Consider the following 24,307-nt stretch of genomic DNA (forward strand, 5'->3'; position numbering starts at 1 on the left):
GCGCGGCCCAGTGCCACGAGCCATACCTGTGGGGTGGAACGGTCCAGGCGGCCTCGGACTGGGCGGGCCTTCGAGTACGCACTCATTCGCTCAGGACCGATCATCACAGGTCGCGGGAGCTGTCCGCGCGGTCAGCGGATGACGATGCACTAACAAGCAAAAGCCATGCACTGAGGTGCAAAGCCCCGAACTAAAACGCCTGGTGAGCGGGTGTCAGGCGGTGTCCCGGGCGGTCGTCGCGGGGGTGCTCGGCCGTCCTGTCAGCGCACCGCGTCCGCGCGGTGGCGGTGGGCCGCGCGGGCGGCGGGCAGCACGGCGAGGACGGCCGCGCCGGCCACCGCGGTCAGGGCGAACGCCAGCAGCCGGCCGGCCGGGGGCAGGTGGGCGATGCCGGCGCCGATGCCCGTCGACCGTCCGTGCGCGTCGATCAGCCGGCCGGCCAGCGGCAGGCCGGCCGCCAGTCCCAGGGCGACCGCCGCCAGGGCGGTGCAGGCGGTGGCGGTGACGGTGATCGCGGTGATCTGACGCGGGGTCAGGCCGATCGCCTTCAGCGCGAGCAGGTCCCCCTCGCCCTCCCGGACGGCGGCGCCGATCGAGGTGAGCAGTTCCACCAGCCCGATGAACGCGAGGACGGCGATCAGACCGGCGATGACACTGCGCAGCGGTGACAGTCCGTCGGTGGGGTCGGCCACCGCGTGCACGTCGAGGTGGCCGCCGCCGCGCGCGGCCACCGCCGCGGCGACCGCGCCCGCGTCCGCGCCGGGGCGGAGCCGGAGCTGGTAGAGGGTGGCGCCCAGTTCGGGGTCGCCCGCGCGCAGGTTGTCCAGGGAGGTGGAGACGACCCGGCCGGCGTTCTCCGGTTCGATGGCGCGTCCCACGAGGTGCAGGACGTGCGGGTGCGCGCCGACGGTCATCCGCACCCAGTCGCCGACCCGTACGTGCAGCAGGTCGAGCAGGCCCTGGCCCGCCACGGCCTCGCTCGGGCCGTGCGGGGCGCGGCCCTCGGCGAGGGCGTACGGGTAGGGGTCCGGGCCGGTGCCGAGGCCGCGCAGGGCGATGGTGGCGTTCTGTCCCGGTACCAGGGCGCTCACCTCGACGCCCGGGTAGACGGCCGCGATCCGCGGGTCGCGGCGGAGCAGGGAGCGGGTCTCGGCCTCGCCGAGTCCGTCGGCGCGGACGGTGAGCGCGGCGGCGAGCCCGGCCTGTTCGGGGTGTTCGCGCAGCCGGTCGATGGTGCTCCACGCGCTCATCGCCACCACGATGAGCAGCAGCGGGAGGGCCAGCCGGGCCACGGTCGCCAGGGACCTGGAGCGGCGGGCGACCACCCGGTGCACGCCCAGTACCAGGGCGGGCGGCAGGCGCCGGCCGAGTGCCTCGCGGGCGAGCGGGGACAGGCCCGCGGTGGTGGGTCCGGGGCGCCGCGGTTCGGGCACCGGCGGGACCAGCCCGGCCCGCCAGGCGGCCAGTGCCGTGGTCACGCCGATGAACAGCACGGTGCCGGCGGGCACGGCGGCCAGCGCGGTGGTGTGGTGCGGCAGTCCCTGCCAGATCCCGATCGCGTCGCCGACGCGTCCCGGTACGCGACTGCCCAGCGTCTGGACGAGCACGGCGGCGACGGCGGCTCCGGTCAGGGCGTGCGCGAGGTGCTGGAACACGAAGACGCCGACCACCTGGCCGGGGGTGAAGCCGATCGCCTTCAGCACCGCGATGTTCCGCAGGTGGCCGCGGACGCGGGCGGCGATCGCCCCGTACACGGCGAGGCAGGCGGCGAGCAGCGCGGCCAGGCCGAACAGTCCCAGCACCTGGCCGAGCAGCCGGTTGTCGCCCTGTGCCTGGGCGCGGGCCTGCTGCCAGGTGGACACCTCGCCGACCGCGCCGGCGCCGAGCACGGTGACGGCCCGCTGGACGGCGTAGTCGGTGCCGTCCGGGTCGCTCAGGCGCAGGCCGGTGACCTGGCCGTCGGGGGCGCGGACGGCGGCCGGGGGCGCCCAGACCAGGCCGGGCCGCGCACCGGGGCGGTAGCGGGGTTCGGCGCTCTCGGCCACGCCGAGGACGGTCAGTGTCCGGGCGGTGCCGGGCAGGGCGAGGGTGTCGCCGGGGCCGGCCAGCAGCGCGCGGGCGAGCCGGGTCTCCAGCACCACCCCGTCGGTGTCCGACTCGCGCAGCCAGCGGCCGGCGGTCACCCTCGGGCGGCCCACGGACGGCGCGGTGCTCGTGCCGCGCAGCTCGGCCGAGGCGCGGGCGCCGTGCGCGGTGAGGGCCACCGACTCGGTGGGGTAGGGGCCCGCCACGGAGTCGACCCCGTCCAGGCCGGCCAGGCGGCCGGTGTCGGCCGAGACGCTGGTGTGCAGCCACACATGGGCGCCGCGGGTCTCGGTGAAGACCCGCTGCCACGGGTTGGTGGCGTAGGTGAACAGCGCGGTGGCCAGCAGGAGGGCGATGACGATGCCGACCGTGGCGAGGACCAGGAACAGCGCCGCGCCGCGGTGGCTGCGGAGGTCGGCCCGCGCCCAGCGCGCCATGGCCTGCATCTCGTCACCCCCTCCGCTCGTGTGCGCGGCGCCGTCCGGCGGCCGGCTGCCGGTGTGCCACCGGGTTCAGCCCCTCAGCCGGAGCACGCTGGACGTGTCCGTCGAGCGGGCAGGCCAGGTGTCCAGGGCGGCGTCGTCCGCGATCCGGCCGTCGAAGAAGCTGATCACCCGGTCCGCCGCGCTGGCCAGCCGGGCGTCGTGGGTGACGAGCACGATGGTCTGGCCGCGTCCGTGGAAGCGGGTCAGCAGCCGGGTCACCTCGCGGGTCCCCCTGCTGTCCAGGCTGCCCGCGGGCTCGTCGGCGAGGAGCAGGTCAGGCTGGTTGACCAGGGCGCGGGCCAGCGCGACGCGCTGCTGCTCGCCGCCGGAGAGTTCGCCGGGCATGTTCCGTTCCTTGCCGCTCAGTCCCAGCTCGGCCAGGAGTTCCGCGCGGCGGGCGCGGGCCTGCCTGGGCGGGGTGCCGGCCAGCAGGGCGGGCAGTTCGACGTTGTCGACGACCGAGAGGTCGGAGACCAGGTTGAAGAACTGGAAGACGATGCCGATGCGCCTTCTGCGCTCCACCGCCCAGCGGGCCTCGCTCCAGGCGGCGGTCGGCGCGCCGTCCAGTTCGATGCCGCCCGCGTCCGGTCGCTGGAGTCCGCCGAGCAGGTGCAGCAGGGTGGACTTGCCGGCCCCGGACGGGCCGGTCAGGGCGACGAACTCGCCCTTGCGGACGGTGAGGTCGACGCCGCGCACGGCGTGCGCGGGCGCGCCTTCGCCGTGGTGGGTCTTGACCAGACCGACGGCCTTCAGCAGCGGCGTGCGAGCCTCGCTCACTCCAGCCCCTCCAGTTCCTCCTGGCATCGCTCCAGCCAGTCGAGGTCGGCCTGCAGATGGAGCATGGCGCCTTCGATGAGCAGGTGGGAGATGCGGTTGTCGCGGTCTTCGGCCGCGGCCAGTTTCGACAAGGTGCGCATGGTGTTCAGGTACTGACGTCGCTGGCCGTTGATGAGGGCGATCTGGTCGGCGAGTCCGGTGCGCGGGGCGAGGGCGAGCTTCATGAAGAACTCGTCCCGGACCCGGGGTTCCTCCGAGGTCTCCCCGAACCAGACGTGCAGCGCCTCCCGGCCGGCTTCGGTGAGGTGGTAGATCTTCTTGTTGGGCCGGCTCGACTGCGCCACTTCCTCGCCGTCGATCAGTCCCGTCTTCTCCAGGCGGCCGAGGGTGACGTAGATCTGGCCGATGTTGGGCTGAGGGTATGCGGCGCCCAGCAATTGCTCAAGGTCCTGCTTGAGCTCGTAGCCGTGCGCGGGGCCGCGTGCCAGCAGGGCCAGGAGAGGCAGCCGCACTTGCGCTCTGCACCTCGTTTCCGTGTCGGGCGGAGCGGCCCTGGGCGGGAGTGCCCGTGTCCGATAGGCCGCGGCCCCTAGTATCAGGCATGCCTAACAGGTATACATGCATTCGCGCCGCGGCGAAGGGGCCCGGCACAGTCGAGCGGAGGGACCCATGCGGTGGGCTCAGGCCGCCGGCCGGGGTCTGCTCGTTCTGGTGGTGCTCCTGTCCGGCTATGTGTCGGCCGGTGCGCGGCCCGGTGGGCCGGGCTCCGGCCGGGGTCCGCTGACCCTTGCCACGGCCGGTGACCTGACGGGCTATCTGGGGCCGCTGCTGGCCGGCTGGAACCGGGCGCATCCGGACGAGCGGGTCACCCTGGTCGAGCTGCCGAACTCGGCGGACGAGACCCGGGCGCAGATGGAGACCGATCTGCGCGACGGCGACCGCGGCCGGTTCGACGTCCTCAACATCGACGTCGACTGGACCTCGCAGTTCGCCGCCGCCGGCTGGATACGCCCGCTGCCGCGCGCGGCCTTCCCGCTGGGGAGCTTCCTGCCGCCGGTCGTCGGCACGGCCACCTACGAGGGGCGTCTCTACGCCGTTCCCTACGTCACCAACGCCGGGCTGCTCCTGTACCGCGCGGACGTCCTCGCCGCGGAGGGCCTGGACCCGCCGCGCACCTGGGCGGAGCTGGAACGGGACGCCGAGACCGTCGCGCCCCGGCACGGGCTGGACGGGTACGCGGGCCAGTTGCTGCCGTACGAGGGGCTGACGGTGAACGCCGCCGAGGCGGTCTACTCGGCGGGCGGCACGATCCTGCACGACGAGGGCAGGCGGGTCACCGTGGACTCCCCGGCCGCCCGCGAGGGCATCGGCTTCCTGGTGCGGGGGGTGCGCGAGGGCTGGATACCCGAGGCGGCGCTGACGTATACGGAGGAGGAGTCCAAGCGGGCCTTCGAGGAGGGCCGGCTCCTCTTCCTGCGCAACTGGCCCTACGCCTACGTGGCCGCCGACGGCGCGGGCTCGGCGGTCGCCGGGAAGGTCGGGGCGGTGCGGCTGCCCGGTTCGGACGGGCCGGGCACCAGTGTGCTCGGCGGCTCCAATCTGGCCGTCACCGCGCACGCCCGGCACCCGGATTCGGCGCGGCGGCTCCTCGCGTATCTGACCAGCGCTCCGGTGCAGCGGCAGGTCCTGACCCGGGGCGCGCTGCCGCCGGTGCGGGCCGCGCTCTACGAGGACCCGGCGCTGGTACGCCGGTTCCCGTATCTGCCGGTGCTGCGCGCCGCGGTGCTCTCGGCCGCGCCGCGGCCCAAGAGCCCGCGCTACGACCAGGTCAGCCTGGTGGTGCAGGCCGTGGTCCACGACGCCCTGACCGGGCGGCAGAGCACGAGCGCCGCCGTCCGGCGGCTGGCCGCGGAACTCGCCGCGGTCGCCGAGCGATAGCACCCCCCTCTCCCCCCTCACTCCCCCTCTCCTTGCATAACCGTTAGGTAGTTGGCGGCGCTTCACGCAGTCGTTCTAGGTGGTTTTGTCCGCATTTTTTGAGCACATTGCTCAGCACTTCCCGTACGAAGCATTGACACCTGCGCGTCACGTCTACCTAACATGCATGCATAACAGCACCAACACACAGACAGGCACTCGGGGTGATTTCCCAGCACGAGGACGCGCGCCACTGGTGGCGTGACGCGGTGATCTACCAGGTCTACGTCCGCAGTTTCCTGGACAGCACGGGCGACGGCATCGGCGACCTGGCGGGGGTACGGGCCGGACTGCCCTACCTCAGGAAGCTGGGTGTCGACGGCATCTGGCTGAGCCCCTTCTACCCCTCGCCGCAGCACGACCACGGCTACGACGTGGCCGACTACCGCGACGTGGACCCGGTCTTCGGCGACCTCGCCGAGTTCGACCTGCTGATGGCCGCCGCCCGCCGGCTGGGCATCAGGGTCCTGCTCGACATCGTGCCCAACCACTGCTCCAGCGAGCACCCGTACTTCCGCGAGGCCCTCGCCGCGCCGCCCGGCAGCGCGGCCCGCGCCCGCTTCCACTTCGCCGACGGCCGCGGCCCCGACGGGTCCGAGCCGCCCAACAACTGGCACGCCATGTTCGGCGGACCGGCCTGGAGCCGGGTCACCGAGGCCGACGGCCGCCCCGGCCAGTGGTACCTGCACATGTTCACGCCGGAGCAGCCCGACTGGAACTGGCGCGACCCCGAGGTCCCGGCCGAGTTCGACCGGACGCTCCGGTTCTGGCTGGACCGCGGTGTCGACGGCTTCCGCATCGACGTCGCCGCCGGGCTGTTCAAACACCCCGAACTGCCGGACTCGCCGGACCCGGAGGCGGACGCCCGCACCCGCGACTCGGTCAACCCCCTGGCGTGGAACCAGCCCGAGGTGCACGACGTGTGGCGGCACTGGCGCGCGGTCTGCGAGGAGTACACCGGTCTCGACGGCCGCGAACGGCTCCTGGTCGGCGAGGTGTCGGTGCCCACCGCACGCGACCACGCCCGCTACGTCCGCCCCGACGAACTGCACCAGGCCTTCTTCTTCGACCTGCTCAGCGCCCACTGGAACGTGGACGCCTTCCGCAAGGTCATCTCCGAGGCCATGCAGGACATCGCCGGCACCGGTTCCACGGTCACCTGGGTCCTCAACAACCACGACCAGGTGCGCACGGTCACCCGTTACGGCGAGCCCGCCACCGAGGGCAGCGGCCTGGGGTCCGCCCGGGCCCGCGCCGCCGCGCTGCTGATGCTGGCGCTGCCGGGAGCCGCGTACATCTATCAGGGCGAGGAGCTGGGGCTGCCCGAGGTCGTCGATCTGCCCGACGACGTCCTCACCGACCCGATCTTCCGGCGCACCGGCAGCCGGGCCCGTATCCGCGACGGCTGCCGGGTGCCGCTGCCGTGGTCGGGACAGGCCTCCCCGTTCGGCTTCACCGCCGCGGCCGAGGGCGTCAAGCCGTGGCTGCCGCAGCCGGAGTGGTTCGCCGAGCACGCCACCGACCGGGCCCTCGCGGACACCCGCTCGTTCTGGCACCTCTACCGCGACGGCCTGCAACTGCGCGCCGCACTGCCCCAGTTGGGCGACGGCACCCTGCACTGGCTGGAGACCCCGCCCGGGGTCCTCGCCTTCTCCCGCGGCGACGGCCTGGTCTGCGCCGTCAACTTCGGCACCGCCCCCACACCCGCGCCGGTCGACGGCGTCCCGCTGCTCACCAGCGGTCCCTGCCCGCCCGGGAGCCTGGCCGGCTCCACCGCGGCCTGGTGGATCACCGACGGCCCCTGCGCCTGACACCTCACCCGCCCCACCCCTGAAAGGTCATCAACGATGATGAGACGACGCACCACCCTGCTCACCGGCTGTATCGCCGCGGCCCTGGCACTCGGCGCGACCGCCTGCGGCGGCAGCGAGCCCGTCGCCGCGGGCGGCGGTGACAAGGCACTCGACGGCCAGACGGTCACCGTGGCCGGGGTCTGGTCCGGCAGCGAGCAGGAGAACTTCCAGAAGGTGCTCGACGCCTTCACCGAGAAGACCGGCGCCAAGACCCAGTTCGTCTCCACCGGCGACAACGTCTCCACCGTCGTCGGCAGCAAGATCGAGGGCGGCGACGCCCCCGACGTGGTCATGGTCCCGCAGGTCGGCGTGTTGCAGCAGTTCGCGAAGAAGGGCTGGCTGCAGCCGTTGTCCAAGCCGGTGGAGAGCGCCGTCGACGCCGGCTTCGCCGACGTGTGGAAGAAGTACGGCAGTGTCGACGGCACGCTGTACGGCCTGTACTTCAAGGCGGCCCACAAGTCGACGGTCTGGTACAGCCCCGAGGCCCTCACCCAGGCCGGCGTGGAGCCGCCGAAGACGTACGACGAGATGCTGGAGGCCGGGCACACCGTCTCCGACTCCGGACTCGCCGCCTTCGCCGTCGCCGGACAGGACGGCTGGACGCTCACCGACTGGTTCGAGAACATCTACCTCTCCCAGGCCGGCCCCGAGAAGTACGACGCCCTCGCCGCGCACGAGCTGAAGTGGTCCGACGCCAGCGTGGTGAAGGCCCTCACCACCCTCGGCAAGCTGTTCGAGGACAAGCAGCTCATCGCCGGCGCCCAGAAGGGGGCCCTGAACACCGACTTCCCGGGCTCCGTGGAGAAGGTGTTCGGCCCCGAGCCCGAGGCCGGCATGGTCTACGAGGGCGACTTCGTCGCCGGTGTCGCCAAGGACCAGTACGACCGGACAGTGGGCGAGGACGCCGACTTCTTCCCCTTCCCGGGGGTCGACGGCAACGACGCGCCCGTGGTCAGCGGCGGTGACGCCGCGGTCGTCCTGAAGGACAGCAAGCACCGCGCCGCCGGCATGGAACTGGTGGAGTACCTGGCCTCCGCCGAGGCCGCGGCGGTGTGGGCGGGCGAGGGCGGCTTCCTCTCCCCGAACAAGAAGCTGAGCCTGGACTCCTACGGCGACGAGGTCACCCGCGCCACCGCCGAGTCGCTGGTCGGGGCCGGTGACTCGGTCCGCTTCGACATGTCCGACCAGGCGCCGGCGGCCTTCGGCGGCACCAAGGGCACCGGCGAGTGGAAGCTGCTCCAGGACTTCCTCCGCGACCCCTCCGACCCCAAGGCCACCGCCGCCGCGCTGGAGAGCGCCGCCGCCAAGGCCTACCGGGACTGATCGGCCATGACCGACACCCTCGTCAAGGACACCCGTCCGCCCGCCCCGCCGGACACCGCCGCGGCCGACGGCCGGCGGCGGGCCGGACTGCGGGGCCGCACCATCGCCGTGCTCTTCGCCCTGCCCGCCCTGCTGCTGCTCGGCGCGCTCGTCGTCTACCCGGTCCTCTTCTCCGTGGGCCGCAGCTTCTTCGACGCCTCCGGCACCCGGTTCATCGGCGTCGACAACTACACGGAGGTGTTCCGCGACCCGGCGACGCTCAAGGCCGTCCGGAACACCGTGATCTGGGTCGTGGTGGCCCCGGCGCTGCTGACCGGCCTCGGCCTGATCCTCGCCGTCCTGGTGGAGAAGATCCGCTGGGCCACCGCGTTCAAACTGCTGCTGTTCATGCCCATGGCGGTGTCGTTCCTCGCCGCGGGCATCATCTTCCGCCTCGCCTACGACGAGGACCCCGACAAGGGCGTGCTCAACGCCGCGGTCGTCTCCGTGCACGACGCCTTCGCCGGCACCTCGCCCTACCCCAGCGCCCGGGCCCGCGACGGCCGGGACCTGGTGCGCGGCGAGGACGGCTCCTACCGGACGGCCGCTGCCGTCTCCCCCGGCCACACCGTCGCCCTGCCCCTGGTGGGTGTGCTCCCCGCCGACCTGCCCGGCGACGCCGAACCCGCCCGCGCGGCCGCGGCCCGCCGGGCCGCCGACGGCGAGCTGCGCGGGGTCGCCTACCTGGACTTCGTGCCCGGCGGGGGCGGCACCCAGGGCGCGGTCGACCGCGGCGAGAGCGGCCTGCCCGGGATGACGGTGCAGGCCGTCCGGGACGGCAAGACGGTGGCGACCACGACCACCGCCGGTGACGGTTCCTACGCCTTCACCTCACTCGCCCCCGGTGAGTACACCCTGGCGCTGCCCGCCGCCAACTTCGGCCAGCCCTACGACGGGGTGTCCTGGCTCGGACCGGCCCTGGTCACGCCGGCCATCATCGGGGCCTACCTGTGGATCTGGACCGGCTTCGCGATGGTCCTGATCGGCGCCGGCCTGTCCACCATGCCGCGCGACGTGCTGGAGGCGGCCCGGATGGACGGCGCCAACGAGTGGCAGATCTTCCGCCGCATCACCGTGCCGCTGCTCGCCCCCGTGCTGACGGTGGTGTTCGTGACCCTCGTCATCAACGTGATGAAGGTCTTCGACCTCGTCTACATCATCGCGCCCGGCCCGGTGCAGGAGGACGCCACCGTACTGGCCACCCAGATGTGGCTGGTGTCCTTCGGCGGCGGCAACGACCAGGGCCTGGGCAGCGCCCTCGGTGTGCTGCTGTTGCTGCTGGTGGTCCCGGCGATGGTGTTCAACGTCCGCCGTTTCCGAAGGAGTCAGCGATGACCGCCGTCCGGCGCTGTCTGAGCAGTGGGCTGGTGCAGGCCTTCCTCGTCCTGGTCGGCCTGATCTGGCTGACCCCCCTGGCCGGGCTGTTCCTGTCGTCGCTGCGCTCGTCCGAGGACACCGCGACGGGGGGCTGGTGGACGGCGCTCACCAGTCCCGGGCAGCTCTCCTTCGACAACTACTCGGCGCTGCTGGGCAACGCGGGGATGACGCAGGCGTTCTGGAACACCGTGCTGATCTCCGTGCCGACCACCGTGCTGGTCGTGGTGGTCGCGGCGCTCGCCGGATACGCCTTCGCCTGGCTGGACTTCCCCGGGCGGGACGCCGTGTTCCTGATCGTCGTGGCGCTGCTGGTGGTGCCGGTGCAGATCGGTCTGCTCCCGGTGGCCAAGCTCTTCGGCCAGCTCGGCCTGTTCGGCTCCATCCCGGGCGTGGTCCTCTTCCACGTCGCCTACGGGCTGCCGTTCGCCGTGTTCCTGCTGCGCAACTACTTCGCGGAGATCCCGAAGGAGATGCTGGAGGCGGCCCGGATGGACGGCGGCGGCGAGTGGCGCATCTTCGTCCAGTTGGTGCTGCCGGTGGCCAAGCCGGCCCTCGCCTCGCTCGCCATCTTCCAGTTCCTGTGGGTGTGGAACGACATGCTCGTGGCGCTGCTGTTCGCCAACAGCTCCGCCCAGCCGCTGACGGTGGCGCTGCAGTCGCAGATCAGGCAGTTCGGCAGCAACATCGACGTGCTCGCGCCGGGCGCCTTCCTCTCCCTGATCGTGCCGCTCGTGGTGTTCTTCGCCTTCCAGCGGCACTTCGTGCAGGGGGTCATGGCGGGGTCGGTGAAGTGACCGACGGCCGGTAGCGAACCGCCGCAGCACCGGGCCAGGCCACCGTACTCCGGTACGGTGGCCCGGCCCGTTCGGTCGCCGGCCGGGACGGATCAGCTATGGGAGACGTTCAGCCCGTAGAAGGCCACCCGGGCGCCCTTGGTGGTGCTGTCGGAGGACGACTGGTTGTAGGAGCCGGCCTTGAAGTACTGCTTGTACGGGAAGAAGGACGACGGGATCGAGTAGTGCGTGGTGCTGCCGTTGACCGTCAGGTCGATGGTGTCGCCGCCGGAGACGGCGATGGTGTAGCTCCAGGTCTTGCCGACCGAGACGTGTCCGACGTCGTGGAGCGTCTGGCCGCCCGCGGGTGAGTTCTCGGTGCCGACGACGATGTCGCCGTTGGAGCGGTAGTACAGCTCGACGAGCGGTTTGGTGGACGTGCCGCCGCTGCCCAGGTGGATCTGCCCGACGCACACGTTGGACGTCACCGACACCACGCGCAGGGTCGCGTTCAGCTTGTGGCTGCCGCCGAGCGACCAGTTGGCGGCGCTGCCGCTGCGGTTCATCTCGCGCAGTTCGGAGCGCGCGTACTTGGAGTTGGGGGTGGTGACGCCCTTCTCCGGTGCCCAGAAGGTCATGGCGCCGTCGCGGGTGTCGGTGTAGAAGTACGCGTCCTGGTACCCGTTGGCCCCCTGCAGCCGGGAGGAGGAGATGGTGGTCGGCGAGCCGGGGGAGCCCACGGGCTCCTGCAACTGCCAGACCGACAGGTCGAAGTTGCCGCCGGGCGCCTTGCCCGGGTCGGCGGCGCCGGCGTTCGGGCTCCCCAGGAAGGCGAGGGTGCCGACGACGCTCACGACGGTGGCGATGGACAGGACTCTGGTACGGGTCATGGTGGGGGGCCCTTCGATGGTGTGGGGAGTGACGGCGGAGGGGAGGGCATCCGGCCCTGCACTGTCATGAACCGGTCAACCCGATAGGTGACGCGTGGCCCGCGTCAGCCGGTGTAGGCGGCGAACACCTTCGTGTAGTCCCAGGCCGACTGGCTCACCCCGGAGCAGGTCTCCGAGTCACCGCCGGTGCAGGGACGGTCCCGGTTGACCGACCAGAAGGTCAGCCGGGCCAGGTGGTGCTGCTGGGCGTAGGCGAGGATCGTGCGGAAGTCCGCGACCGTGACGACCTCGTCCATGTCGGTGACGCCGTTCATGGAGGAGATGCCCATGGTCCGGTACGCCTGGTCGTCGCTGTAGCCGTAGGCGCTCTTGAGGGCCGACTTGAGTCCCTCGGCGGCACGCAGCGTCAGGGTGCCCATGTTCTGGCCGGCCGCGCCGAAGTCGAACGGCATGATGGTCCAGCCGTCGACCGCGAGCCCCGCCGCCGCGGCCCGGTTGATCAGGCTCCGGTCGGGGCCGCCCTGGTCCGTGCCGATGGTCACGTACACCTTCAGGCCCGGGTTCGCGGCCTTCACCGTTTTCAACGCGTCGACCGTACGCTGCTGGACGGCCGAACTGGCGTAGGCGGCGGCCTCGATGTCGATGTCGATGGCCTTGAGCCCGTAGGCGTTGACGACCTTCTGGTAGGCGGCGGCCAGCTCGCCGGCGCTGGAGCAGGAACTCTCCAGCTTGTTGCCGCTGTAACCGCCGAACGAGGGGATGACGTCGCCACCGCCCGCCCGCACGGTGGTGACGGTCCGCTGGTCGACCCCGCCGGTGAGCGCGCGGGAGCCGTCCCACTGGGGGTTGCAGTACCCGTTGCTGAGCACGAAGGCGAGGGTGAACCAGCGCACGCCGGTCGCGTTGGTGACGGTCGTCGGGCTGGGCGGGTTGCCCCAGCCGTTGTAGAGGTACGGCGCCACCGCCATCGGGGCGGCGGCCGGGGCGGCGCTCCCGGCCCGGGCGGCGGGGGCCGGCAGGAGCGCGGTGGACGCGGCGAGGGCCGCGGCGAGCGCGCCGCCCGTGACGGTGATACGGAATCGTGGTCGCACATTCATGGGGGATCACTGCCTTTCGTCTGAGCGTGCACAGCAGACGGTGGGGAAGGCGAGGTACATGTATGTGAACGTCGAGCGCACTTCTGAACCGGTGCGCGTGCGGTGAACTTAAAGGTCTGCACCATTCCCGTCAAGAGGGATGCCCGGAGAAGAACACGCCCGCTGCGGGGGACGGATGATGGGCAGGCGCCGGGGAAGTCGGCGAAGGGTCAGAATGGGAGACGAGCCGTGTTCTACCACCTGCTCAAGTACGTGCTGTTGGGTCCATTGCTGAAACTGGCCTTCCGGCCCCGGATCGAGGGGCTGCACCATGTGCCGGCGTCGGGCGCCGCCATCGTCGCCGGCAACCATCTGTCGTTCTCCGACCACTTCCTGATGCCCGCGGTCCTCAAGCGCCGGATCACATTCCTGGCCAAGGCCGAGTACTTCACCGGCCCCGGCCTCAAGGGGCGGCTCACCGCGACCTTCTTCCGCGGCGCCGGACAGATCCCGGTGGACCGCTCCGGCAAGGACGCCGGGCAGGCCGCGATCCGCGAGGGGCTCTGCGTCCTCGACAAGGACGAGTTGCTCGGCATCTACCCCGAGGGCACCCGGTCGCACGACGGGCGGCTCTACAAGGGCAAGGTCGGTGTCGCCGTGATGGCGCTGCGGGCCGGGGCGCCGGTGGTGCCGTGCGCGATGATCGGCACGTTCGAGGCGCAGCCGCCGGGCCGGAAGATCCCCCGCGTCCGCCCCGTGGTGATCCGCTTCGGCGAGCCCCTGGACTTCTCCCGCTACGCGGGCATGGAGCACGAGAAGGCGGTCCTGCGCGCCATCACCGACGAGATCATGTACGCCATCCTGTCGCTGTCCGGGCAGGAGTACGTCGACCGGTACGCCGGCGTGGTCAAGGCCGAGGAGGAGGAGAAGGAGAAGGCGCGGCGGGGGCGGCGGTTCCCGCGGCTGCCGCTCGGGTAGCCGGCGGGACGTGACCTGACGGAGGGGCGGCCGGTGGAACCGGCCGCCCCTCCCCCGTGCCGTACTACGGCTTCGGCGTGGCGTGCGGGGCGCAGGTCACGTCCCGGGCGCCGACCTTGCCGGTGAGCAGATAGGCGTCGACGCGGTCGTTGACGCAACGGTTGACCAGACCGGTGACGCCGTGCGAACCGGCGTCCCGTTCGGTGATCAGCCGGGAGCCCTTGAACCGCTTGTGCAGTGCGACGGCGCCCTCGTACGGGGTGGCCGCGTCCCGCTCGGACTGGACGATCAGCACCGGCGGCAGTCCCTTGCCGGTGTGCACGTCCAGCGGGGTGTTCTGCTTGGCCGGCCAGGTGGCGCAGGGCAGGTTCAACCAGGCGTTGTACCAGGTCAGGAACGGATGCCGGCTGTGCAGCCGGGTGTTGTCCCGGTCCCAGGTCCGCCAGTCGGCGGGCCACTGGGCGTCGGCGCACTCGACGGCCGTGTAGACGGCGTTGCCGTTCTCCGAGGAGGCGTTGCCCGCCGTGTCGGTCGGGTCGGGGGCGGCGGCGTCGACTCGGGCCTGGGTGTCACCGGCGACGTAGGCGCTGAAGACGGAGGCGACCGTCGTCCAGGCGGAGTCGTAGTAGGGGGCGCTCTGGAAGAAACCGGTCAGTTCGGACGGGCCGACGACCCCGCCGAGCGGGCTCTGCGCGGCGGCGGCGCGCAGCCGCAGCCACTGGGCCTGGACCTCGGCGCGGGTGTCGCCGAGGTGGTAGGCGGCGTCGTTCTTCGCGACCCGGTCCTGCCAGTCCCGCCAGCGCCTCTCGAAGGCGACGTCCTGGTCCAGGTTGGCCTGGTACCAGATCTTCTCGCGGGACGGGTTGACGACGCTGTCGACGATCATGCGGCGCAGATGGCCGGGGAAGAGGGTGCCGTAGACCGCGCCGAGGTAGGTGCCGTAGGAGACGCCGAGGTAGTTGAGCTTCTTCTCGCCGAGCGCCGCGCGGATGACGTCGAGGTCCCGGGCGGTGTTCGGGGTGGTCAGGTGCGGGAGCATCGCGCCGCTGCGCTCGGCACAGCCCTCGGCGTACTCGCGGGCGAGCTTGCGCTGGGCGCGCTTGTCGGCCTCGGAGTGCGGTACCGGGTCCGCCTTGGGCGCCTTGACGAACTCCTGCGGGTCGACGCACGAGATCGGCGCCGACCTGCCGACGCCGCGCGGGTCGAAGCCCACGAAGTCGTACGCCTCGGCCGTCTTGGTCCAGATCGGGTTCTTCGCGGTGACCCGGGTCGGGAAACGCAGGCCGGAGCCGCCGGGGCCGCCGGGGTTGTAGATCAGCGCGCCCTGCCGCCGGTCCGGGGTGCCGGTGCTGCCGACGCGGTCCACGGCGAGCTTGATCTGCCTGCCGTACGGCTTGGCGTAGTCGAGGGGGACCGTGACGTGGCCGCACTGGATGGGCTGGGGCAGGTTCCAGTCGGCGGGGCAGTCCTGTAGGGCGATCCTCTCTGACCTGACTCCGATCTGACCCTGATCTGACTCTGATTTGACCCTCTCACGACCCCGGGCCCGGTGTCCGGGCGCGCTCAGTCCAGCGACGCCAGTGCCTCGTCGAGCAGCCGGCGCAGGATCAGCGCGTCGGGGGCCACCGCCGTCACCAGTACGGCGGGCCCGGCGAGCGGGGTGACGGCCGCGCGTCCGTCGCCGAGGACCCGGGCCGCCGGGGGGCGCTCGGCGAACTCCGGGCGGGCGACGAGGAGCTGGCCGACCGCGCGGTGTCCGGCGAGCACGGCCGGGCCGTCCCAGCCGCCGGGCGCGCAGGGTCCGCAGGCCAGTTCCTGGTCGAGCACGAGGCGGCCCGCGATCCGCGCGGTGAGGCGGCTGGTGAGCCGTCCGGGTTCCTCCCCGGTACGGCCGAGCACCTGCTCCTCGCGCAGCACCAGCCGGGCGGTCGCGGCGAGGTCGACGCGGGTGGTGACGTACAGGTCGCTGCCCCGGGCGGAGATCAACTGCTCGGGCAGCCAGCGCAGTTCGCCGCCGTCGGCGACGGTGAGCGCCACGTCGTAGTGTGCTTCGCCCTTGGCCTGGCCCGGCAGGGCGAGGGTGGCCGCGACCGACCCGACGCGCAGCCGGGCGCCCTCCTCCACGACCGCCTCGACGCGCAGCCGGTCGCCGCCGAGGGGGCCGCTCATCGCCCCGACGAGCATGACGTGCGCCTCGGTCCCGCTCCCCCGGGTCCGCCTCGGCGCGAGCGGGCCCTCGCCGTCGAGTTCGGGCAGCGCGGTGTGGCCGCGGCCGTCGAGCCGGGCGCGGACGCGGGCGGTCGCGCGCAGACCGGCCGTGGCGCTCACGCCGTCCACGCGGCGATCTTGGCCCGGACCCAGTCGGCGACGTCCCGCACGCCCGTTTCGGCGCGCAGCGACTGCAGGACGACGGGCAGTTCACCGCGCTGCGCCTTGGCGTCGGCCGCCATCCGGGCCAGGTCGGAGCCGACGTACGGGGCGAGGTCGGTCTTGTTGACGACCAGCAGGTCGGCGGTGGTGACGCCCGGTCCGCCCTTGCGCGGGATGTCGTCGCCGCCCGCGACGTCGATGACGAAGACCTGCGCGTCGACCAGCCCCCTGGAGAAGGTGGCGGTGAGGTTGTCCCCGCCGGACTCCACCAGGATCAGGTCCAGCGGGCCGGTCTCGTCCTCCAGGTCCTCGACGGCTTCGAGGTTGGCGGAGATGTCGTCCCGGATCGCGGTGTGCGGACAGGCGCCGGTCTCCACGGCGGTGATCCGCTCGGGCGGCAGTACGGCCTCGCGCAGCAGGAACTCGGCGTCCTCGCGGGTGTAGATGTCGTTGGTGACGACGGCCAGGGACAGTTCGTCGCGCAGCGCCCGGCAGAGCGCGGCGACGGTGGCGGTCTTCCCGGACCCGACGGGCCCGCCCAGCCCGATGCGCAGCGCCCGGCGCGTACCGTCCGGCCGGCGGGCGTCGGCGCTGACGGCGGTGGTGGAGTGGGAGTGGGCGAGAGAGTCGAGATGCATGGAACGGCTCCTTTTCGGGCGGGCTGGTCGGAAGGGGTCGGCGAGGGCGGGAGCCTGCGCCGCGAAGGCGCCGGCGACAGACCCTAGGAGGCGAACAACCGCACCGGCCACCCCGCGTGCGCCTGGGCCGCGATCTCCAGCAGCGGCGCGGACGCGCGGGGCAGCGCGTCGACTCCGTCGTCGACGGCCCGCCGCGCCGCCGCCACCCCCCGGTCGACCACCCGGTCCAGCTCCGGCGCGAGCCGCGCCAGCACCGCCGTGGCGTCGAACGGGTCGAGGCTCAGCAACCGCACCGTCGCCGTCGCCGGCCCGCTCACCCCCTCGTACGCCGCGCAGTACGCGGCCTCGGCCGGCCCGAGCCCCGCGGCCCGCGCCGCGAGCCCGAGGACGACCGGCTGGTGGGCGCCCTTGGGAAAGGCCGCCGCGAGGGCGTCGAGTTCGGCCGACGGCCAGGTGGCGCGGGCGGCGCGGGTCAACTGCCGGCCCAGCTTGCGTGCGGTGCCGCGCAGTGCGGGCGAGGGGGTCCGGGCGTCGGCCGCCGCGTCCAGTTCCCCCGGGTCAAGCCCGAGGGCGGCCGCCGCCGCGAGGGCCGCGGCGACCAGCCCCGCCGTGTGCAGCCGGCCCCGGCAGAACTCCGCCAGATCCTCGGCGCCCGTGATCCGCCCGGCCCGCACGGCCGCCTCGGCGCCTCCGGAGTGCGCGTGCCCGCCGGCGGGGAAGCGGCCGTCGGCCAGGACGAGAAGCGCTGCTGTGGACATCGTCGGTACCCGGCGTTCAGAAGAGGAAGTAGCGCTGCGCCATGGGCAGTTCGGCGGCGGGCGTGGCCTCGGTCAGCACGCCGTCGATGTGCACGGCGAAGCTGTCGGGGTCGATCCGCACCTCGGGCCGCGCGTCGTTCTCCCGCATGTCGGCCTTGGTGACCGCGCGCGTGGAGTCGATGACCGCGAAGCGCTTGCCGAGCCCCAGCCGCTCCGGCAGCCCGTCCTCGATCGCCGCCCGGGCCACGAAGTTGACCGAGTTGGACGCCGGGGCGCGGCCGAGCGCCCCGTACATCGGGCGCGGAAGGATGGGCTGCGGGGTCGGGATGGAGGCGTTGGCGTCGCCCATCTGCGCGTAGGCGATCTGTCCGCCCTTGATCACGACGAGGGGTTTGACGCCGAAGAACGCCGACTCCCAGAGCACGAGGTCGGCGAGCTTGCCGGTCTCCACGGAGCCGATCTCCCCGGCCATGCCCTGGGCGACGGCGGGGTTGATCGTGTACTTGGCGACATAGCGGCGGACGCGGTGGTTGTCGGCGCGGCCGTCGCCCGGCAGCGCGCCGCGCCGGCCCTTCATGACGTGCGCGGTCTGCCAGGTGCGCAGGACGACCTCGCCGACGCGGCCCATCGCCTGGGAGTCGGAGGAGATGATCGAGATGGCGCCCAGGTCGTGCAGGACGTCCTCGGCGCCGATGGTGGAGGGCCGGATGCGGGACTCGGCGAAGGCCAGGTCCTCGGGGACCGCCGGGTTGAGGTGGTGGCAGACCATCAGCATGTCGAGGTGTTCCTCGGCGGTGTTGACGGTGTACGGCCGGGTGGGGTTGGTGGAGCTGGGCAGGACGTGCGGCTGGGAGACCACGGTCATGATGTCCGGCGCGTGTCCGCCGCCGGCGCCCTCGGTGTGGTAGGCGTGGATACCGCGCCCGCCGATCGCGGCGAGGGTGTCGCCGACGAAACCGGCCTCGTTGAGGGTGTCGGTGTGGATGGCGACCTGGACGCCGGTGCGGTCCGCCACGGTGAGGGCGGCGTCGATGGCGGCGGGGGTCGCGCCCCAGTCCTCGTGGATCTTCAGGCCGACCGCGCCGCCCCGGATCTGGGAGAGCATCGCCTCGTGGGAGACGGTGTTGCCCTTGCCGAGCAGGCCGATGTTGACCGGGTACGCCTCCAGCGCCTCCAGCATCCGGGCCAGGTGCCAGGGCCCGGGGGTGACGGTGGTGGCCTTGGAGCCCTCGGCCGGTCCGGTGCCGCCGCCGACGAGGGTGGTGACACCGGAGGCCAGCGCCTCCTCGACCACCTGCGGGCAGATGAAGTGCACGTGGGCGTCGACGGCACCGGCGGTCAGGATCCGCCCGTTGCCGGCGATGATCTCCGTCTCCGGGCCGAGGACCAGGTCGGGGTGGACCCCGTCCATCGTGTCGGGGTTGCCCGCCTTGCCGATACCGGTGATCCGGCCGTCGCGGATGCCGACGTCGGCCTTGACGATGCCCCAGTGGTCGATGATCACGACACCGGTGATGACGGTGTCGGGGGTGCCGTCCGCGCGGGTGGCGCGGGACTGGCCCATGGACTCGCGGATGACCTTGCCGCCGCCGAAGACGGCCTCCTCCCCGGAGCGGCCGGGGCCGCCGCAGCGGTCCTCCTCGATCTCGACCAGCAGGTCGGTGTCGGCGAGCCGGATACGGTCGCCCGTGGTGGGCCCGAACAGGTCGGAGTAGGCGGCACGGGAGATCTCAGGCATCGAGGGCACCTCCGGTCTCCCCCCGCAGTCCGGGTACCACCCGGGCGCCCGCGAGGGGTACGAGTTCCACGTCGACCGGGATGCCGGGCTCGAAGCGCACGGCCGTGCCGGCCGGGATGTCGAGCCGCTTGCCGCGGGCGGCGGCGCGGTCGAAGTCCAGGCCGGGGTTGGCCTCGGCGAAGTGGTAGTGGGAGCCGACCTGGACGGGCCGGTCGGCGGCGTTGAGGACGGTCAGCCGGGTGGTCTCACGGCCCTCGTTGTAGACGATCGGGTCGTCGGCGAAGAGGAACTCTCCGGGAATCACGGCGGCCCCCGTCAGATGATCGGGTCGTGGACGGTGACGAGCTTGGTGCCGTCCGGGAAGGTGGCCTCGACCTGGACGTCGTGGATCATCTCCGGGATGCCGTCCATGACGTCGTCACGGCCGAGCAGCTTGCGGCCGGAGGACATGAGTTCGGCGACGGTACGCCCGTCGCGGGCGCCCTCAAGGATGTGCGAGGTGATCAGGGCGACGGCCTCCGGGTGGTTGAGCCGCAGGCCGCGGGCCCGTCGCTTCTCGGCGACATCGGCCGCCACGTGGATCATCAGCCGTTCTTGCTCGTGCGGGGTCAGTTGCACGTCCCACCTCAGTCCTCGCTCCGGACCGTGCGGGGTCCGGTTGCCGCAGCCACGGGGCAACGTCGCAGGTGGCCGGAGTGGAAGGCTAGTTGCGCCGGGTTTCGGCCACGTTAACCCGGAAACGATCAAGGTCGGTTGCCCAGGGCTACTTCTTGGCCCTTCCTTTGCCGGCCCGTGGGCATCGGCCGGCGGGGGCGCGGCCGGCGCCGGAACGGACCGGACGGCGTACGCCCTTTCGGCGTACCACGCCTCCCCCGTCGAGCCGGTCCGGCTTGCGCGACCCGCCTGGCCAGGGGGCGGAAAACCGCGCTGCGCCGCTGGTCCGGGGGTCATCGGCCGGCCCAACTGACGTGCGACGGCGGCTCCGTCCACCCGAACGGGTGATTGGTGAGTAACCACACAAACAACCCGTTCCGTTGGGATTTTCCGACTTAAGTGCGCCAAGATCCCTGTCTGACGACAAGACCCCGCCGCCGCGGCGGGGCGATCCGGGCGGACGCCGAGTCCTGCCGCCGTCCGGATGACCGGTCGACAGGAGTGGATCGGCAGGAGTGGAGGACCCGAGCACGACGGGTCGCCGGTACGGTCGCGCCGCGGCCGGGCCGAGCAGCCCTTGGGGTGAAGCCGCACGTGTGCGGCCGGGCAACTTCGCCAGCCCGAATCCGACAGGTCATCCTTCACAGGCGGCTGACGAAGGGTTGCGCATGACCGCGCTTAATCGTGTCCCGTCGCTGATGGTCCGTGCCGGTACGGCCTCGGCCCTCACCATCGCCGCCGTGGGCGGTTCGATCGTGGTGCCCGGCATCGCCTCCGAGGCCGCCGCCGCGGTCACGTCGACGAAGGCACTGAAGATCGCGGCCTCCAAGAAGGGTGCCCCGTACAGGTACGGGGCCGTCGGACCGAGCAGGTTCGACTGCTCCGGGCTGACGCTGTACTCGTTCAAGAAGGCCGGCAAGAAGCTGCCGCGCACGGCGGCCGCGCAGTACAACCGCACGCGCCACATCTCCGCCGGCCACCGCAAGGCCGGGGACCTGGTCTTCTTCCACTCCGGCCGCAGCGTGTACCACGTGGGCATCTACGCCGGGAAGGGCCGCATCTGGCACGCCCCGAAGACCGGCGACGTGGTCCGGCTGCAGAAGATCTGGACCCGCGGCGTCTGGTACGGGCGGGTCAGGTGACCCGGCCGGATCAAGCGATACGGCTGTCCGGGTGAGCCGCCGGGGCGGCGGCGGGCCCTTCTGACGGGCCGTCGCCCACCGTCCTCCTGACGGGCCGTCCCGCGCTGTCCGGTGCGCCGGGACCACCGCCCGGGCCCCGCTGCCGCCGCCCGGGCGGCGGGGCCGCCCTCCCGCTCCCCCGCGCCGCCCGCTCCGGTGCCCGCTCGGCGCCACCCCGCGCGCGCACCCCCGGCGCCGAACCCGTACGCCCTCGGCGCCCTTCCCGTGCGCCCCCGCCGCCCGGGGCGCCCCTCACGACCGCCGCTCGGGCCGCCCCGCCGCCGGGACCGGGGCGGCCCGGGCCGGCCACGGCAGCTCCACGAAGACGGTCTTGCCGCCCTCCCGGGTGGGCCGGACGCCGAGCCGGCCGCCGCACTCGGTGGCCAGCCAGCGGATGATCACCAGGCCGCGCCCGTTGTCCTGCCGGACGGCCGCGGGCAGCCGCTTGGGCAGGCGCGGGGAGCTGTCGGTGACGCCGACGGACAGGTGTTCGTCGCGGTCGAGGGCGAGGTCCACCGTGAACGTGGGCGACTGCCCCCTCGTGTGCTGGACCACGTTGGTCGCCAGTTCGGAGACGATGAGCCGGACAGTGTCCGAGACCTCCGTCCGCGCCGGCATCCCCCACTCCGCGAGCGTGCCGACCGCGCAGGCCCGGGCCGCGGCGACCGACGCGGGATCGCTCGGCAGCGTGACGGATGCTTCGAGATGGTCTGCCATGGCGACGTCGTCCCTTTCCTGGGGACCGCGGCCCGACAGGGAGCGGAGGGTTCGAGTACGGTCCCGGACTGTGCTTGGCCGCCAGAGTGCCATCACCGCACCGGTGAAAGGCGGCGATCCACCAAGATGTGCATATATCTGTCGCTCAAAGCGGTGAACTCTGCGACAGCAGACCGTATGTGGACGACTCATAGGGAGTAAGGAGTAGGCCATGCAGCACGGTCCCTTGGTACGCCGCCGCAAACTCGGCGCCGAATTGCGCGTCCTGCGCACCACGGCGGGCATCACCAGTGGCGAGGCAGCCCGGCTGGTGGGCTGGCACCAGTCGAAGGTGAGCCGGATCGAGACCGGCACCAGCGGGGCCAAACCGGCCGACGTGCGGTTACTCCTGGACGCCTACGCGGTGGCCGACCCGCAACAGCGTGACCTGCTGCTGGCCCTGGCCGGCTCGGACGACGACGGCGGCCGGCAGCACTGGTGGCACGCGTACCGCGGCGTACTGCCGCCGACCTACCGCGACTTCATCAGCCTGGAATCGCAGGCCAGCGCGATGCGCACGCTGGAGACCACCGTGGTCCCCGGCCTGCTCCAGACGCCCGAGTACGCACGCGCGGTGACCCGGGCCGCGGTGGACGGCGCGTCCGAGGAGCGACTGGACACGCTGGTGGAGGTGCGGCTGGCCCGGCAGGACGTGCTGCGCGCGGGCACTCGTACCCCGCTCCGGCTGAACGCCGTGCTGGACGAGGCGGTGCTGCGCAGGGAGGTCGGCGGACCAGGGGTGATGGCGCGTCAGCTCGAACGCCTGATGGAGGCGGCCCGGCTGCCCCATGTCCGGCTCCAGGTGCTGCCGTTCTCCGCCGGGGCGCATATCGGGGTGACCGGTCCTTTCGTAATCTTATCTTTTTTGAGCACTTCTGAACTTGACGTAGTTGTTCTCGACCATTTGACGAGTAGCCTCTATCTGGAACGGAAAGAAGACCTGGAGGCATACACCGATGCCTTCAACGCCTGTCGGAAGCACGCCCTTTCGCCCGACGACACGTTGGATCACCTAGCCGCGACCGCGGCGGGAGCGTAGGGAGGCACCATGTCCGCACTTCCCCGGCACATTCGTTCCAGCACCGAGCTGCACGGTGTGCGGTGGCTGCGCAGCAGCTACAGCACCGGAGCCAACAACTGCGTCGAGACCGCCCGTCCGCAGGCCGGCCCCCGCGCCGGGCTGCTGGCCGTGCGCGACTCCAAGAACCCGGCCGGACCCGCGCTGCTCTTCTCCCCCGGGAGCTGGACGGAGTTCACGGCCGGGCTCTGCCACGGGTAGGACCCGGCCGGCACCGGGCGACGCACGGCCGTGCCACGCCGACTCATGGCCGCGTCTCGCCCGCCGCAGGACGCGATCCGCCGATCACCCGCACCGCATGGTCGATCTGCTCCCCGGAGAGGTCCGCTCGGGCGGTCAGCCTGAGCCGTGAGATGCCGTCCGGCACCGAAGGAGGACGGAAGCACCCCACGGCCAGGCCGGCCGCGCGGCACCGAGCCGCCCACCGCACGGCCGCCTCCGGGGACGGAGCACGTACCGAGACCACCGCGGCGTCGGGACGTACCGCCTGCAGGCCCGCGGCGGTCAGCCCCGCGTGCAGACGGGCCGCCACCGCGCGGGCGCGCGCCGCCCGCTGCGGTTCGCGCCCGAGCAGCCGCAGCGCCGCGAGCGCCGCGCCCGCGGCGGCCGGGGCCAGGCCGGTGTCGAAGATGAACGTCCGCGCGGCGTTGACCAGATGGTCGATCACCCGTGCGGGCCCGAGGACGGCGCCGCCCTGGCTCCCCAGCGACTTGGAGAGGGTGAGCGTCACGACGACGTCGTCGGCGCCCGCGAGCCCCGCCGCGTGCGCGGCTCCCCGGCCGCCGTCCCCGAGGACCCCGAAGCCGTGGGCGTCGTCCACGACCAGTCCGGCGCCGTGTTCCCGGCAGACCCGGGCGAGGGCGGGCAGCGGGGCGGCGTCGCCGTCGACGGAGAAGACCGTGTCGCAGACGGCGACGGCCGGGCCGTCGTACGTGCCGAGCGCCTTGCGCACCGCCTCCGGGTCGGCGTGCGCCACGACCTGTGTGGTGCCGCGGGCCAGCCGGCAGCCGTCGATGAGGGAGGCGTGGTTGCCGGCGTCGGAGACCAGGAGCGAGCCGTGCGGCGCGAGCGCCGTGACCGCGGCGAGGTTGGCCGCGTAGCCGGAGGAGAAGACGAGCGCGGCCTCGAAGCCGCAGAAGGCGGCGAGTTCGCGTTCGAGTTCCGCGTGGAGTTCGGTGGTGCCGCTGACCAGCCGGGAGCCGGTCGCGCCGGCGCCCCAGGTCCGCGCCGCCAGGGCCGCGCCCTCGGTCACCTCGGGGTGCCGGGCCAGGCCCAGGTAGTCGTTGCCCGCCAGGTCGAGGAGCGGGGAGTCGGCCGGTCGGGGGCGCAGGCTCCGGCGCAGTCCGGCGCGGCGGCGCAGCTCCGCCTGCTCGTCGATCCAGCCGAACGCCATCGCGGAGTCCTCTCAGGCTTTTTGTAGGCAGTGGACAGACATTAGCGGTCCGGTCACCGGTGCACGGTGTGGTGATACCCACACGCCGAACAGCCCTCGTTGTACGAA

General features: G+C 72.6%; 21 protein-coding genes and 2 pseudogenes. 9 read left to right on the forward strand and 14 right to left on the reverse strand.

Annotated features, from left to right (window positions below; genetic code table 11):
• Window positions 1-260 precede the first annotated feature (260 nt).
• The 3 genes from ABEB00_RS27110 to ABEB00_RS27120 form a co-directional block, all read right to left on the reverse strand.
• Window positions 261-2,531 carry an FtsX-like permease family protein gene (locus ABEB00_RS27110; RefSeq protein WP_345622988.1) on the reverse strand — a complete coding sequence of 757 codons (2,271 nt, stop codon included), beginning with the start codon at window positions 2,529-2,531 and terminating at the stop codon, window positions 261-263.
• Between the two features lie 66 nt (window positions 2,532-2,597).
• The gene (locus ABEB00_RS27115) at window positions 2,598-3,374 is read right to left on the reverse strand and encodes an ABC transporter ATP-binding protein (RefSeq protein WP_425586575.1); all 777 of its coding nucleotides are present in this window, start codon (window positions 3,372-3,374) and stop codon (window positions 2,598-2,600) included.
• The gene (locus ABEB00_RS27120) at window positions 3,344-3,859 is read right to left on the reverse strand and encodes a PadR family transcriptional regulator (RefSeq protein WP_345622990.1); all 516 of its coding nucleotides are present in this window, start codon (window positions 3,857-3,859) and stop codon (window positions 3,344-3,346) included. Before ABEB00_RS27120 ends, ABEB00_RS27115 begins: the two co-directional genes overlap by 31 nt.
• A gap of 157 nt (window positions 3,860-4,016) precedes the next feature.
• Between ABEB00_RS27120 and ABEB00_RS27125 the strand changes: the two genes are divergently transcribed.
• From ABEB00_RS27125 to ABEB00_RS27145, 5 genes are all read left to right on the forward strand, one after another.
• Entirely contained in the window at window positions 4,017-5,285 is a 1,269-nt protein-coding gene (locus tag ABEB00_RS27125; RefSeq protein WP_345622991.1) for an ABC transporter substrate-binding protein, read from the forward strand.
• Between the two features lie 203 nt (window positions 5,286-5,488).
• A complete protein-coding gene (locus ABEB00_RS27130) occupies window positions 5,489-7,135 on the forward strand; it encodes a glycoside hydrolase family 13 protein (protein WP_345622992.1) in 1,647 nt (548 codons plus the stop codon).
• A 36-nt stretch (window positions 7,136-7,171) separates the two neighbouring features.
• Window positions 7,172-8,500 (forward strand): ABC transporter substrate-binding protein, encoded by a 1,329-nt coding sequence (locus ABEB00_RS27135; protein ID WP_345622993.1) that lies wholly within the window; start codon window positions 7,172-7,174, stop codon window positions 8,498-8,500.
• Window positions 8,501-8,506: 6 nt separating this feature from the next.
• On the forward strand, window positions 8,507-9,874 hold the full coding sequence (locus ABEB00_RS27140; protein WP_345622994.1) for an ABC transporter permease: 1,368 nt from the start codon (window positions 8,507-8,509) through the stop codon (window positions 9,872-9,874).
• Complete coding sequence (locus ABEB00_RS27145) at window positions 9,871-10,710, forward strand: carbohydrate ABC transporter permease (RefSeq protein WP_345622995.1); 840 nt, start codon at window positions 9,871-9,873, stop codon at window positions 10,708-10,710. The genes ABEB00_RS27140 and ABEB00_RS27145 overlap by 4 nt, the downstream gene beginning before the upstream one ends.
• A 92-nt stretch (window positions 10,711-10,802) precedes the next feature.
• Here the strand turns inward: ABEB00_RS27145 and ABEB00_RS27150 are convergent, their stop codons facing one another.
• Together ABEB00_RS27150 and ABEB00_RS27155 are read right to left on the reverse strand one after the other, a co-directional pair.
• Window positions 10,803-11,579, reverse strand: coding sequence for a polysaccharide lyase family 7 protein (locus ABEB00_RS27150; protein ID WP_345622996.1), 777 nt, complete (start codon window positions 11,577-11,579; stop codon window positions 10,803-10,805).
• 104 nt (window positions 11,580-11,683) lie between these two features.
• Window positions 11,684-12,592 (reverse strand): annotated as a pseudogene (locus ABEB00_RS27155) (chitinase); the annotation flags it as partial.
• A gap of 312 nt (window positions 12,593-12,904) precedes the next feature.
• Here ABEB00_RS27155 and ABEB00_RS27160 point away from each other — a divergent pair.
• Window positions 12,905-13,633 (forward strand): lysophospholipid acyltransferase family protein, encoded by a 729-nt coding sequence (locus ABEB00_RS27160; RefSeq protein ID WP_345622997.1) that lies wholly within the window; start codon window positions 12,905-12,907, stop codon window positions 13,631-13,633.
• Window positions 13,634-13,697: 64 nt separating this feature from the next.
• Here ABEB00_RS27160 and ABEB00_RS27165 read toward each other — a convergent pair.
• The 7 genes and pseudogenes from ABEB00_RS27165 to ABEB00_RS27195 all read right to left on the reverse strand — a co-directional run.
• Window positions 13,698-15,101, reverse strand: a pseudogene (locus ABEB00_RS27165) (alpha/beta hydrolase); the annotation flags it as partial.
• A gap of 95 nt (window positions 15,102-15,196) precedes the next feature.
• Window positions 15,197-15,970: an urease accessory protein UreD gene (locus ABEB00_RS27170; RefSeq protein ID WP_345622998.1), complete on the reverse strand. Its 774-nt coding sequence runs from the start codon at window positions 15,968-15,970 to the stop codon at window positions 15,197-15,199.
• A complete protein-coding gene (gene ureG / locus ABEB00_RS27175; protein ID WP_345622999.1) occupies window positions 15,958-16,641 on the reverse strand; it encodes an urease accessory protein UreG in 684 nt (227 codons plus the stop codon). The genes ABEB00_RS27170 and ureG overlap by 13 nt, the downstream gene beginning before the upstream one ends.
• Before the next feature lie 83 nt (window positions 16,642-16,724).
• Window positions 16,725-17,399, reverse strand: a complete 675-nt coding sequence (locus ABEB00_RS27180; RefSeq protein WP_345623000.1) for an urease accessory protein UreF — start codon at window positions 17,397-17,399, stop codon at window positions 16,725-16,727.
• 16 nt (window positions 17,400-17,415) lie between these two features.
• Complete coding sequence (locus ABEB00_RS27185; protein ID WP_345623001.1) at window positions 17,416-19,137, reverse strand: urease subunit alpha; 1,722 nt, start codon at window positions 19,135-19,137, stop codon at window positions 17,416-17,418.
• On the reverse strand, window positions 19,130-19,441 hold the full coding sequence (locus tag ABEB00_RS27190) for an urease subunit beta (protein WP_345623002.1): 312 nt from the start codon (window positions 19,439-19,441) through the stop codon (window positions 19,130-19,132). The genes ABEB00_RS27185 and ABEB00_RS27190 overlap by 8 nt, the downstream gene beginning before the upstream one ends.
• A gap of 11 nt (window positions 19,442-19,452) precedes the next feature.
• Window positions 19,453-19,755, reverse strand: coding sequence for an urease subunit gamma (locus ABEB00_RS27195; protein WP_345623003.1), 303 nt, complete (start codon window positions 19,753-19,755; stop codon window positions 19,453-19,455).
• A gap of 704 nt (window positions 19,756-20,459) precedes the next feature.
• Here ABEB00_RS27195 and ABEB00_RS27200 point away from each other — a divergent pair.
• The gene (locus tag ABEB00_RS27200) at window positions 20,460-20,933 is read left to right on the forward strand and encodes a C40 family peptidase (RefSeq protein ID WP_345623004.1); all 474 of its coding nucleotides are present in this window, start codon (window positions 20,460-20,462) and stop codon (window positions 20,931-20,933) included.
• 291 nt (window positions 20,934-21,224) lie between these two features.
• Here the strand turns inward: ABEB00_RS27200 and ABEB00_RS27205 are convergent, their stop codons facing one another.
• Entirely contained in the window at window positions 21,225-21,689 is a 465-nt protein-coding gene (locus ABEB00_RS27205; RefSeq protein WP_345623005.1) for an ATP-binding protein, read from the reverse strand.
• A 211-nt stretch (window positions 21,690-21,900) separates the two neighbouring features.
• Here ABEB00_RS27205 and ABEB00_RS27210 point away from each other — a divergent pair, with 211 nt between their 5' ends.
• Window positions 21,901-22,767, forward strand: coding sequence for a helix-turn-helix domain-containing protein (locus ABEB00_RS27210; RefSeq protein WP_345623006.1), 867 nt, complete (start codon window positions 21,901-21,903; stop codon window positions 22,765-22,767).
• 9 nt (window positions 22,768-22,776) lie between these two features.
• Window positions 22,777-23,007, forward strand: a complete 231-nt coding sequence (locus ABEB00_RS27215; protein WP_345623007.1) for a DUF397 domain-containing protein — start codon at window positions 22,777-22,779, stop codon at window positions 23,005-23,007.
• A 43-nt stretch (window positions 23,008-23,050) separates the two neighbouring features.
• Here ABEB00_RS27215 and ABEB00_RS27220 read toward each other — a convergent pair whose 3' ends face one another.
• On the reverse strand, window positions 23,051-24,199 hold the full coding sequence (locus ABEB00_RS27220; RefSeq protein WP_345623008.1) for an 8-amino-7-oxononanoate synthase: 1,149 nt from the start codon (window positions 24,197-24,199) through the stop codon (window positions 23,051-23,053).
• Between the last annotated feature and the right edge of the window lie 108 nt (window positions 24,200-24,307).

Source organism: Streptomyces ziwulingensis, from assembly GCF_039542605.1.
Classification (GTDB): domain Bacteria; phylum Actinomycetota; class Actinomycetes; order Streptomycetales; family Streptomycetaceae; genus Streptomyces; species Streptomyces ziwulingensis.